Origin of the sequence: Staphylococcus hominis subsp. hominis (genome assembly GCF_002901845.1) — a bacterium.
Taxonomy (GTDB): Bacteria; Bacillota; Bacilli; order Staphylococcales; family Staphylococcaceae; genus Staphylococcus; species Staphylococcus hominis.
Genome location: NZ_PPQE01000028.1, coordinates 174,433 through 187,892, shown reverse-complemented (window position 1 = coordinate 187,892; position 13,460 = coordinate 174,433). Strand labels below are relative to the sequence as shown.

The 13,460-nt window shown below is 32.4% G+C and carries 10 protein-coding genes and 2 pseudogenes; 1 reads left to right on the top strand and 11 read right to left on the bottom strand.

Features of this window, described 5'->3' with window-relative positions:
* Positions 1-61: 61 nt before the first annotated feature.
* Positions 62-883: a LysR family transcriptional regulator gene (locus CD034_RS08095; RefSeq protein WP_103288281.1), complete on the bottom strand. Its 822-nt coding sequence runs from the start codon at positions 881-883 to the stop codon at positions 62-64.
* A 114-nt stretch (positions 884-997) separates the two neighbouring features.
* Between CD034_RS08095 and CD034_RS08090 the strand changes: the two genes are divergently transcribed.
* Positions 998-1,993, top strand: a complete 996-nt coding sequence (locus CD034_RS08090) for a YeiH family protein (protein WP_103288280.1) — start codon at positions 998-1,000, stop codon at positions 1,991-1,993.
* A gap of 75 nt (positions 1,994-2,068) precedes the next feature.
* Here the strand turns inward: CD034_RS08090 and CD034_RS08085 are convergent, their stop codons facing one another.
* The 10 genes and pseudogenes from CD034_RS08085 to CD034_RS08040 form a co-directional block, all read right to left on the bottom strand.
* Positions 2,069-2,926 carry an ABC transporter substrate-binding protein gene (locus CD034_RS08085; RefSeq protein WP_002454636.1) on the bottom strand — a complete coding sequence of 286 codons (858 nt, stop codon included), beginning with the start codon at positions 2,924-2,926 and terminating at the stop codon, positions 2,069-2,071.
* A gap of 134 nt (positions 2,927-3,060) precedes the next feature.
* Positions 3,061-4,404 (bottom strand): dihydrolipoyl dehydrogenase family protein, encoded by a 1,344-nt coding sequence (locus CD034_RS08080; protein WP_002454635.1) that lies wholly within the window; start codon positions 4,402-4,404, stop codon positions 3,061-3,063.
* Between the two features lie 17 nt (positions 4,405-4,421).
* A complete protein-coding gene (locus tag CD034_RS08075; RefSeq protein ID WP_002454634.1) occupies positions 4,422-4,862 on the bottom strand; it encodes a MarR family winged helix-turn-helix transcriptional regulator in 441 nt (146 codons plus the stop codon).
* A 369-nt stretch (positions 4,863-5,231) separates the two neighbouring features.
* Positions 5,232-6,935: an ABC-ATPase domain-containing protein gene (locus CD034_RS08070; RefSeq protein WP_103288279.1), complete on the bottom strand. Its 1,704-nt coding sequence runs from the start codon at positions 6,933-6,935 to the stop codon at positions 5,232-5,234.
* Between the two features lie 100 nt (positions 6,936-7,035).
* A complete protein-coding gene (gene glcP, locus CD034_RS08065) occupies positions 7,036-8,379 on the bottom strand; it encodes a glucose transporter GlcP (RefSeq protein WP_002488477.1) in 1,344 nt (447 codons plus the stop codon).
* A 152-nt stretch (positions 8,380-8,531) separates the two neighbouring features.
* Entirely contained in the window at positions 8,532-8,771 is a 240-nt protein-coding gene (locus CD034_RS08060; protein ID WP_002454631.1) for a hypothetical protein, read from the bottom strand.
* Between the two features lie 429 nt (positions 8,772-9,200).
* Positions 9,201-9,980 (bottom strand): annotated as a pseudogene (locus tag CD034_RS08055) ((S)-acetoin forming diacetyl reductase).
* A 301-nt stretch (positions 9,981-10,281) separates the two neighbouring features.
* A complete protein-coding gene (locus CD034_RS08050; protein ID WP_002454629.1) occupies positions 10,282-11,676 on the bottom strand; it encodes a YfcC family protein in 1,395 nt (464 codons plus the stop codon).
* 304 nt (positions 11,677-11,980) lie between these two features.
* Positions 11,981-12,496, bottom strand: a pseudogene (locus CD034_RS08045) (ArsB/NhaD family transporter); the annotation flags it as partial.
* Between the two features lie 52 nt (positions 12,497-12,548).
* Positions 12,549-13,415: a hypothetical protein gene (locus CD034_RS08040; RefSeq protein WP_103288277.1), complete on the bottom strand. Its 867-nt coding sequence runs from the start codon at positions 13,413-13,415 to the stop codon at positions 12,549-12,551.
* Between the last annotated feature and the right edge of the window lie 45 nt (positions 13,416-13,460).

Here is a 13,460-nt window from a genome sequence, read left to right as displayed (position 1 = left end):
CAGTGTTAATAAAAAAGTTGGACCTTTCAATCTTTAGAAAGATCCACCTTTTTTATATACTCTACTTCATAATCATTTCAATGACAGCTCTAATATTTTTATCAATATATTTATCAACATGTTGAGCAAGGTAATAGTGACGTTTCACATTTAAAGTTGTTATCATTAATTTTTCATAATCCTCGGGATGAATTGCTGATTTTGAAATAATCGCAAACCCATTTCCAGCCTCTACCATTTGTTTGATAATCTTAATATTATTAATTTCTATCAAATATGGATTTAATTTTAACTCAGAAAGACCTACTTCCTGATAAAACCTTGTTCCAGACCCTTTTTCTCTAACGAAACATATATCCATTCTAGGTTGAAGCGACTTTTTGTAAATATACACCATTTCGTCTTCCATTATTTTCTTACATTCTATTGCATTATCTTGAATTTCCTTTTCTACAATACCTATATCTACTCTGTTGTGTTTAATATCATTTATAACAGAATCTGAATTATTAACACGTAAATGAATATGTAACTTAGGATATTGTTGCATAAGACTAGTAAGTTGTTCTGATAATAAATATTCACCATATGTATAACTGCTTCCAATTGTTAAAGTACCTGAGATGATTTCAGATTCCGATGTTAAGTTTTGCCATAATTCTTGTTCAATACTTTCCCGTTTCAATGCATATTGTAATAGCTTTTCGCCATCTCTAGTTAATTTTAAGTAGGGAGACTTAAATTCAAATATTTTAACATGATATTTTAATTCTAAACGTTTAATATCACGGCTCACAGAAGGTTGCGAAGTATATAAATGTTCTGCTGCTCTAGTAAAGCTTTCTGTTTTCATTACTTCAATTAATACCTTGTACGGATCCATGCATCATTCTCCTTTAAGTTTAATATAACATTTTTGATATATACACTATACTAATAATTTATTTAACGTTATAACAATAACGTGCTAAGATTTCATATCGAGGTGAACGTACATATGAAATCAATAATGCAGCCTTCATTTATGAAAGGTATTATGTTTACATTTATAATCGCAATGATCAGTTATATATTAGCTGAATTTCCTATTTTACATACGATTGGGGCATTAGCTATTGCCATCATTTTTGCGATGATATATCGCCAAGTCATAGGTTATCCTGAACATATTCGCCCAGGTATTACGTTTGCATCGAAACGTTTATTAAAATTTGCGATTATCTTATATGGATTAAAATTAAATATGGGGGATATTCTAGGTAAAGGCTGGAAATTACTACTTATTGATATCGGTGTTATTCTTTTTGCTATAAGTCTAACTTTAATTCTTAATACATTGATTAAAGGAAGTAAGCCGATATCTATATTACTTGCCATCGGAACAGGTGTATGTGGAGCTGCAGCTATTGCAGCAACGGCCCCTATTCTTAAATCTAAAGAAAAAGATATTGCAATAAGTGTAGGTATTATTGCACTAGTTGGAACTATATTTGCACTTATTTATACAGCTATCGAGGCTATTTTTAACATACCTACTATAACTTATGGCGCTTGGGCAGGTGTGAGTTTGCATGAAATCGCTCATGTCGTCTTAGCAGCAGATATTGGCGGGCCAGAGGCAATGACATTTGCTTTACTTGGAAAATTAGGCCGTGTGTTTTTACTTATTCCATTAAGCATTGGCTTAATTTTGTATATGCGTTATAAGTCACACTCAAGCCAAGTACAACAAAAAATCGATATTCCTTACTTTCTCATTGGATTTATCATAATGGCTTTTATCAATACATTTGTTCCTATTCCTTCATTACTTATGAATATTATAAATGTTATTACAACGGTATGTATGTTAATGGCGATGGTTGCTCTAGGATTGAATATCGTTTTAAAAGAAGTTATTTCAAAGGCACTTAAACCTTTCATAGTGATATGTATAACTTCAATTTGTCTGTCTGGTGTGACTCTCTTAGTTACTTCTATAATATTTAAATAAGTCAACATGTTATATGTTTATATTTAAAATAAAAGCGTGCATTTCACTATTTTGAAATGCACGCTTTTTCAATTATTATTCTTCAATATTTGTTAAGTCTTCTAAGATTAATTCTGATGCGATTAAGCCTCTGTATTTCGCCCAACGTTCACGGTTTACATCGTGTACACGTTGATTACGAACCGCTTCAATATTTAACCAATCTTCAGTTTCTTTTAATTTTTCATAATCTGTTTTGTTATCTTCATCTACCATAATCAATATACGTTCTGGATTGAAGCTTGCAAATCGGTCTGTATCTACTTTTAAGTAATCTGCGCCCATATATTCAGGTAGATGGTTTTCCATATCTTTAGGGACAGAACCATTAAAACCAACTTTTTGCAAGAATTGTCCAACATATGAATGTGATGCATGAACATATAAGCCATCATGTGTTGGTACAGCAGCAATAGTTGATAAGTCTTTATCAAGTTTAATATCTTTGCTTAAGTCTTCAACTTTTTCATTGTGTTGAACAACAAGTTCACGGCCTTTATCTTCTTTAGATACGAGTTCTGCAATTTGTTTAAATGTTTCAATACTTTGGTCGTAGTTAGCATCAAAACTTTCTAATAATACTGTTGGTGCTGCCGCATTTAATTTTTCAAATATTGATTCATGTCTTGTCTTATCTGCTAGAATTAATTGTGGTTCTGCTTTTTTAATCAATTCTGCATCAGGCTCTAAACGTGAACCAACAGACGTATAGTTACCTACTAAGTGTTTAATAGAATTTTCTAAGTTATTTTTATCTTTGTCATCAGCAATACCTGTGACATTCAATTCTAATTTAGCTAATGCTTCTACAAAAGAATATTCTAACGCAACGACTGATTCTAATTCATCTGGTATTTCTACGTTAACACCATTCGATTCAAATTCTTTACCCATAATATAAATCCCTCCAAATGAGATGACGTTTCATTTTTCGTACAATATAGTTATTTACGTTTTAGAGAAATTTAAACATTTCATTCTTTTATAAAAAAAACGATTAGCCACATGGACTAACCGTTTTTAAATTCTTATAACATGTTCATTTTTAATAAATCAATCACACCACTTGAAGCACCTGGGAATGCAAAGATAAGTTGATTTAAATCTTCCGCTGTCATACGTTGATTAATGATAAATACAAGTAAGTTTACTAAATCATTGGCAGCATCTGCATAGATTTCAGCACCTACTAAGTGTTTATGTTCATCTAGTACAATATACATTTCAGCTTCTGTTTCATTCTTATATTCGAATACCATTTGTTTACCGAATGGCACATGTTTTACTGTATATTGATCATTTTCTTTTGCGTCTTCTACAGTTACACCAATTTGTGATAAACGTGGAAGCGAATAAAGTACCGAAGGAATAGCTGGATATTTAATTTCATCTTGTACCATACCTAAAATATGTGCAGCAATGTAGTTTGATTCAAACGTCGCAGTTGGCGTTAATTTAGGAATCGTTTTATCTAAAACGTCACCGCTTGCGTAAATATTTTTAACATTTGTTCTTAAGTACTCATCTACTTCAATACCTTTTTTACTATAATTGATACCGACATTTTCTAACCCAATACCTTCAACATTTGGAACTCTTCCTGTTGCATCAAGTACATATTCTGTATTGATTGATAATCCAGATTCAGTTGTTAGTGTAAACGCGTCTCCTTCTTTTTTAACTGCAGCTGTATTTTCATTTAGATAGAATTTAACGCCTTCATCTTCTAATTTTTTAACTAATTTATCTACATGATTACGGTTAAATCCTGGTAAAATCTCATCTGTATGATGAACCACATGAACGTCAGCGCCAGTTTTAATCATGATAGATGCAAATTCGATACTGATAATTCCGCCACCAATGAATGTGATACTTTTTGGTGTGTCTTCCATCGATAAGAAGTCACGGCTATCATGTGTATATTCTTTACCTTCGATAGGTAATTTATTGCTATGTTGACCTGTCGCAACGACGATATTTTCAGTTTCAATCGATTCACCATTTACTTCAACTGTATGTTCATTTTTAATTACACCTGTACCATCATATACATCAATACCTTGTTGTTCAAATAATGATTTTAACTGACCAGCCATTGGATCAATCACTTTATGTTTATAATCCATTAAGTTTGACCAATTTACTTTAAGATTTTGTGATTCAACAATACCAGGATAGTGTGTTGCTTCTTCTAACACTTCAAATGGATTTTCAAGTAAGATTTTAGCATTACAGCCCCAGTTTGTGCATGTTCCCGCAATACGCTCTTTTTCGATAATTGCTACTTCTTTACCTGCATGTTTTAATGTTAAAGCTGCGTGCCAAGCTGCATGTCCACTACCAATAAATGTAACATCGTATGTTTTCATTTAACTCATCCTCTTCTTTATTTTTTATTGAGTTGTTTCAAACCATGTTCTAGTTGTTCTAATACGTCTTTTGCTTGGTTATATTTCGTTTTATCAAAATTTGAAGGTAAACATTCGGCTACCGCTTCAAAAACTGCTTCTTGTTGTTGATGTGCTTTTTCAGTAAGTGTCACCATCAGTTGACGTTTATCAGTTTCAGAACGTTCTCTTATGACCCATCCTGATTGTTCTAATCTTTTTAAAAGTGGTGTCAACGTATTACTTGATAAATCAAGTTGTCTACCAATCTCATGTAATGTTCGATTATCTTCTTCCCATAAAGCCAGTAAAACTAAATATTGAGAATACGTTAATCCAAATGGCCTTAATTGTTGTTCATAAAATTGTGCAAATAAGCGGCTCACATTATATGCCGAAAAACATAATTGATTCGCTAATGTCATTTCATCCTTTTTCAACACAGCACCTCTTTTCTATCGTTCGCGATTGATTTTAGTATAAACAATCTCGCGCGATTAATCAAATGATAAATATCCAAATATTTCTAAAATATTGAAGGTGAGAGATAGAATTTATTTTAAATTTGTTGTTTCACTCCCTAATACTTTTGCTATTTTAATCAGAAAAGTCTCACTTTCCTTTAATAAAAAGAAAAGTGAGTCTATGATTTACATATGTCCAATCGATAAATATTTATTTTTTTAATCTTCTTTTTGTGGTTTTCCGTATTCTTCCGTTATTAATTCAGATGCTTCACTATTAAGCAGACTTTTAATTTTTCAAAAGTAAGACTACCCGCCTACTAAAAAAGAGAATATATACTCTTTTTACTTCACTTTCAATCCTCTATATCGATTTAAGGTACCGATAAACTCTTGTTTACGAGGTAAGGCAAGATGTCCTGGATGTCCATTAAAATGAGAGAGCGCTTCTAACCCTTCATGCTCAATTAAACGATACATCTCATTTGTGGCTTGAATTATGGAATTCTGATTATTGATGCCATGACGTCTAAAGTAATCTAACATTACCGTAATAGCGTTTGTCTGACTATCATCCACAAGTTGTTCTAATCCTATTAGGTTAATAGGCTCATGACCATACATAATAGAATGTAACCCTTTTGATTTGAAACGATCCTCTTTTCCTTTTTTAGAGAAAGAATCCGTTAACGGTATGCGGTGAGATAGCACTCCAAATGATTGATTACCATCAATTTCTCGCTTATAGCCGTCAGTATTCGCAATTTCTTTTGCTTCCTCTGTTACATCTTTTAAATGATATTCATCCATCATTAATACTTGGTCAGCAACATCAAAATAATCTCCTGAACCGCCCACAATAAGAATAGTAGAAACACTATAATCTTCATATAATGATTTTACTTTATTAGAAAATGGAGTGATTGGCTCTTTTTCAGGAGCAATTAGTTGTTGCATACGACCATCACGAATCATAAAATTGGTAGCTGATGTATCTTCATCGACTAATAATAATGAACTTTCTGTTTCTAAAGCTTCGATTACATTTGTGGCTTGAGATGTACTACCACTTGCGTTTTCTGTAGAAAAGTGTGTCGTATCCTTCTTTCCTGGCAGATTATCAATAAATGGACTAATATCGACATTCTCAACGTTTCGACCATCCTCAGCACGTATTTTCATCGCATCATGTTGAGTCACCACAAATTCTCGACCGTCATGTTGAATGTGATCATATACACTACGCTCAAGCGCTTCTAATAGTGTCGATTTACCATGGTAACCTCCACCGACAATAAGTGTAATCCCTTGTGGAATAGCCATCCCTGTGACTGCCCGACCACTTGGAAGGTTGAATGTATGTTCAAATTTCTTAGGACTTGTGAATTGAATAGCACCTTTCATTGGAGCGTCCGACACACCACTTTTTCTTGGCAAGATTGAACCATTTGCCACAAATGCGACTAAATGTTCTGTTTCAAGTTGTTGTCTAATATAGGTCTGGTCTAGTTTTAATGCGACTTGTTCGTTCAATGCTTGTTGATTTAAATTTTCGTATTGTATCGCTTTTTCTACCATTCGAGGAATGCCTTGTATTATCGTATGTGATGCTGCTTTTCCTAGAATCTTACGTCCGGCTGCTGGTAGCCCAACTTCAATACGTATTTCAATCTCTTTATCATTAATCACTACAGATGTACGTTCGAGTATTTCTTGTCCTGGATGATCGATAAAGATCTTCCCATTTTTACCCGAACCTTTCACCGTACGATTGAAATGTTTTAACTGGGTATCCACTGTTCGAGTTAAAAAGTCTGAAGTCGCTATACGTTTATCTTTAGTGTCTAATAATTCATTAGGAATTTCAGTCTCATGTTTCCCAATAATGACACGCATTTTTGAAGGTGGCGCAAAAGGATCGACTTGGACATGATCTATAGCTAGACGGAATTTATCAAATTGATATATCCCTTTCATTCGTTTATAAGCGCCATATTTTTGTCCGTCTAAAGATTTAAGTAATCGTTCTAAATCTTTTGACTGTTTCATCTTAATTCCTCCGTTCATAGCATTACTTTTTTATGTTTACCCTTTTTTTAAAAAATAAAAAATCACTACTCCAAATCATTGAAGTAGCGATATACATACGTTATTCAGATTTAACACCTGTACGTAATCGTAACTCATGTTCAATTTCAGCTAAACTGCGACCCCGTGTTTCTGGAAGATACTTAATCACAAAGAACATCGCTAGTACGCCAATAGCAGCAAAAATTAAGAATACCCATTCTGTATCTAAATTATGATTTAAAATTGGGAATAATTGTGCAACGATTAACGTACCAAAGTTTAATACTAATGCCGCAATACCTGTTGCTGCTCCTCTTGCACGTGTTGGGAATAATTCAGGTAACATGACCCATAAAACTGGACCCCATGAAATTCCAAAGAACACGATAAATAATGATAAACAAATAATAATGACCCAGGCTGATGATTGAATACCGATTGACCAAATAAGCATCGCCATAATAACCAATGAAGCAATCATTCCGATGTTTCCTATAACGAGGAGTTTTTTACGATCGACACGGTCAACAATAAATAATGCCAAAATCGTTACTAATACGTTTACCACACCAATACCGACTGTACCGATAATTGAAGCAGAGCCACCTAGACCTGCTTTAGTAAAAATCGTTGGGGCATAGAAAATAACTGCGTTGATTCCGATAAATTGTTGAAAAATCGCAAAGATACACCCAATAATAAGCGTCGGACGTAACCAAGGTGATTTGATTACTGAGAATGTTGATTCTGATTGAGAAGCTATTTCTTTCATTTCTTTAATTTCAGCATCAATTGCATCTGGATTATATGTGATTTTCATTACGTCACGCGCTGCTTTTTCACTTCTATTTTCAAGAAGCCAACGTGGACTTTCAGGCATAAATGCTACACCAATTAATAAAATTAATGAAGGAACCACGGCTAAACCTAACATCCAGCGCCAAGCACCCATATCTGCAAAGGCATAGTTCACTAAGTATGCAGCTAAAATACCAATTGTAATCATTAATTGGTTAAGTGAACCTAAAGATCCACGTAGTTCTGTAGGGGCCATTTCAGTAAGATATACAGGTACCGTTGACATTGAACCACCTACGGCAAGTCCAACAATGGCACGACCAATAACAAGCATGACAATATTTGTTGAAAATGCTAAAACAAGTGATCCAACAATAAATACCAATGCGATAAATAGTACTAAGCGACGACGACCAATTCTATCTGATAAAGGTCCACTGCCACCTGCACCTACAATCGCTCCGAAAAGCATTGATGACACAACTAACCCTTCTATCGCACCATTATGTAAAGGAATATCCTTAGGAATATAAAGTAATGCGCCGGAAATAATACCGTTATCATAACCGTAAAGCAAACCTCCTAAAGCACCCAAAATAAAAATCAAATATTTATTTACTTTCATATAATATCCTTCCTTTTTCAAACTAGTAAATATTATACGTATTAATTGAAAGCGTTTCAATGTTTTTTTAATTTAATTTAAAAAAGCAATCTTCACATTATAGCTGTAAAGATTGCCGTTCATATTAATATGATATAAAATCGTTTTCTTTTCTAAGCAAGTAATAATGGACTTGAAAAAATAAGAAAGAAAATAATTGTTAAAAATAACGTGATACTATTAAATACTTGGCTGCCACTCATTAGACCTACAACACTTGAAACCACTGACAATAGCATGACAAAAAAGCCAGGTAAATACCAAAACATATCTGTAAATGTAATCGAAACTGCAAGTAGAAATGATAATATACATAAGATACCAGAAACTATATTCATATTGCTTAATCTCATTGATGTCTTCCTTTCTGTAAGATATTAATCATATTATATACTATATTTACATTTAAATTTACTATATATCATTATTTTTTTAAATATAAAATATCCTATCTAAATAAGAGTATTTTTAATTTTGATTGAATCTCTAAATATTTTTATTAAAACAAAGTTAAGGAGTATGATGTATAATATGCATAAACAATCAAAATTAAAACGTTCATTGTCTTTTAATTATTTTTTACTAAATACTCATTTTTAATGAGTTATACAATTTAGATGGATCCATTTATTATTGATATATTATGAACATCAATAAGGTTAAATATTTCATCATATACAGATATGTCTTCTAAAAGAATATAAAAATGCACCCCAAAAGTTAGATTTTAAGTCCAACTTTTGGGGTGCATATCAGTTTTAAAAAATAATAATTTGTTTAAATTAATGGAGTCTCATACCGCCATCAACAATAATAGTTTGACCAGTAATATAATCAGAATCACTACTAGCTAAGAAACCAACCACATTAGCTACATCTTCTGGTTTAGATAAACGTTTTAATGTGATTTGATCAGTGAATTGTTTCCAACCCCATTCTTCTGGTTGATTATTTTCTTTGGCTAATTTTTTAGCAATACCTTCCATCATAGGTGTTTCAACGATACTTGGTGCAAATGCATTTACTGTAATATCTTTGTCAGCTAAATCACGCGCAGCAACTTGAGTTAATCCACGAACTGCGAATTTAGTACTACTGTATAACGATAATCCCGCATTACCTTCAACACCTGCTTGAGATGTTGCGTTTATAATTTTACCGCCATGACCTAATTTTTCAAATTGTTCTAAAGCCGCTTGAATGCCTCAGAATACGCCTCCAACATTTACTCCGATAACTTGATTAAATTGTTCAGGTGTTACTGTATGGATAGGCGTTGTTGGTCCTAAACCAGCATTATTTACGACTACATTTAACTCTCCAAAATGTTCTACAACTTTACGTGTCACATCGAAAACATTTTCACGGTCAGATACGTCAGCTCTAAATGCGACTGCTTCTTGATCTTCTTTTGAAAGTGCTTCAGCAGCTTTTTTTGCGCCTTCTTCATTAAAATCGACAATAGCAACGTTAAAACCGTCATTAAATAAACGTTCTGCTATTTTGAAACCAATACCTTGTGCTGCACCTGTAACAAGTGCTACTTTTTTAGAAGTGCCCATTTACTACACCTCTTAAAGTAATATAACTTTCAATTATTATGTTAGCACTTTGTATGTAAAATACCATGAAAAGTTTGTGAACTTTTGAACAAAGTTTTAACTTTACTCCTTTCTGCCATAAATAGTAGCACTGAAGAACAATTTATATATTTTATTTACTAAGGCTATAAACGATCTTTAATGATTAAAACAAGTATCCTAAAGGGAGACATTATTTAATACCTTTACTTTTATATCTTTTTAAGACGCCCTTCTCACTACCTTCAGACAAACGTTAGTCTACCTTAGGTGTATATTTTCCTTAATAACCTATAACTAAAGCAATAGACATAGCAACGCTACATATCATTATCCATATTAATATAGGTTTCCATACAAACTTTACCCATTCCGTATAAGAAATTTTACCTACAGCTAGGGCTCCCATTAAAATTGCTGATGTAGGAAATAGAATATTACTGATTGCATCACCATATTGGAAGGCAAGCACTGTCAATTGTCGATTAATGTGAAGTAAATCTGAAATAGGCACCATCAATGGCATAGTCGTTAAAGCTTGACCTGATCCTGATGGGATAAAAAAGTTAAGCATAAATTGCAATATGAACATTGCGATAATGACTAAAGATGAGGGTACATCTGTTAGTAACGTCGTCATTCCATGAACAATAGTATCAATAATTTTTCCATTCTCTAATAAAACGATAATTCCTTTTGCAAATCCAACAATCATCGCGCCAAATAGAATATTTTGCATTCCTTCAACTAAGGCATCAAATGTTCCATTGAAACCAAGCCCACCTATAAATCCAGCTAAAATACCTGCAAGTAAAAAATTGGCACTCATTTCATTAAAGCCCCATCCGAATTTAAAAATACCAAAAACATTAAATATTATTGTGGCCATAATAATGATTAAACTACCTGCTTGTTTTTTACTAAAGTGTTGATATTCAATATCTTGTTGAATAAGTCCTTCTTCTTGTTCTAAATGATATACAATACTCTTCGTCTTATCTTGTTTGACTTTATTTGCATAGACCATGACAGTTGTAATAGCAGTTGCTAGTATAAGGAGATATATGATGGTACGAAGCCCCCAACCAGAGAACATCGGAAGTTCCGCAACAGTTTGAGCAACCCCTACTGTAAATGGATTTAACATTCCTCCACTAAACCCACTCGCGGCCCCTAAAATCACCATAGCTGCTCCTGTCAATGCATCATATCCTAATGTTCGTGCAATAATAATACCAATTGGAACAAAAATAATCGTTTCTTCTGCCAAACCAATCGTAAAACCTAAAATTGAAAAAGCCGTCATAGTTAAAGGAATCATTAAAAAATTCGCTCTTCCTAATGTTCTCATAGCTTTATTGACGCCATTTTCAAATGCACCTGTTTTATGCACAATCCCAAATGCACCACCTACTAAAAATACATAAAATACAATTTCGCCTCCACTTATAAGTCCTTCTGGAATTGCTCTAAAAATATTTAAAAAATTAATGTGTTCTGACGAAATAGTGTGATATGTACCTGACACCACTAATGTTTGTCCATTTTTCTTTTCTCTAACATATTCTCCTGCTGGAATAATATATGTCATAAGCCAAGCAACTAGAATAATAAACATTAATATTGCATAAGTATGTGGCGTCTTTAATTTAAATTTCCCTTCTTTCTTTTGTTCCATAGTATCCCATCCTTTTTTATATGAACTTTGAATATAAAATATATTTATTATCATACCTTATTTATAAGTAAATGATAAGATTACAATTTTTATAACAATTTATTAAATGACATCACTTACTGTTATTTCAAAGAAGACTATGCAATATTTACTATTAAACATGACATACTTCATGATATCCCTACGAATATCATGCTAGATATTGATCGTCAATGCCTTATTCAGAAAAAGTTATCGCGGTGATATTATATTTTATCGTCACTTAAATGATTAAAAGCCATAAATCTTTTGATTTTTGGCTTTTTTATAAGAGCTGTAATGTAATATATAATACTAATAAAGTCATAAATAAGACTGGAACCATTATGACAATACCTTTTTTAAAATAAATGCCCCACGATATTTTAATTGCCTTTTGTGATAAGACATAAAGCCATAATAGTGTTGCTAAAGAACCAATAGGTGTAATCTTAGGGCCTAAATCAGATCCAATCACATTAGCATAAATCATATCTTCTTTAAGTATATGCGCTGCTTGTGATTGACGAATAACAATCGCATCAATGAGCACGGTCGATAAATTATTCATCATATAAGATAATATAGCCGAGATGAAACCTACAATCATGATATTTGTACACAGTCCATGATTGGATATTGCTGAAAATATCTGTCCTAACATACTTATAATACCAACGTTCTTCAATCCAAAGACCACTAAATACATACCAATTGAAAAAATCACAATATTCCATGGTGCTCCTTTAATCACTTTTCTAACTGATACAGCGTTTGATTGTACTGCTAAAATAAGAAAAACGTTATGACAAGATTTAATTTAATCCTCTCACAACGTTTTATTAAACGATAATTTATTTTTCTTCTTTTACAATGTTACCTTTTTCATCTAACTTTTGAATCTTTCCATGTTTTGTTCTATAAGTGCCTAGAATTTCACCTTTTTTGTTACGATAATTCACAATCCAATTCCCATTATGATCTGTCATTTTCACATCATCCCATAAATAACCTGATTTTTTTAATTCTACTTCATCAAAATCAGAAATTAATTGATACACTTCGTTACGATAACGTGTATTGACACTACCAGATTTTTCTAAATCATTTGAAGCTAACGGATTCCCTTTATCATTAGCACTATCAGGTAACGCGTTTGAAATATGCATTTTACTTATAAGTTCTGGTAAAGCTTTATTATGTTTATATACTTCTTCTAAACTAGCTTCTTTTCCTTTATCAAGTAAATCGTTATAATCCAATGTACCTTTTTGCATACGTCCTACATAAACTGTATCTTTATTAACTCCAATTAGCGCTTGATAGGTACTTTTATCTGGATAAACCGTAAAGAACTGCATATGTTTTGGTGCATGTTTTACTGGTTGTTTCATTTTAACTAATGTAAAATCAACTAATTTATAATTATGTTTGCCCGTAGGTAATCTATATTCATAAATTCCAGTTAGAATTTCATTTTTAGTCAATGTATATTGATCGACACCATCAATACAGAATGCTAATGCTAATCGTTCTTTCGTGGATAATTTAGACGTATTGGTCGATGACGTTTCATCTTTTTTATCTGATTCGTTCTTTTTAGCTTTTTGAACGTTATTTTGATTTGATTTTGATTTATGATCTTCTTTTGAAGATTCATGCGTACTACAAGCAGCTAATAACATCATCATGATACTACCCAAAAATAAAATTTTTTTCATCTATTGGCCCCTCATACATTCTTCTCATTTTATTAATATACTATA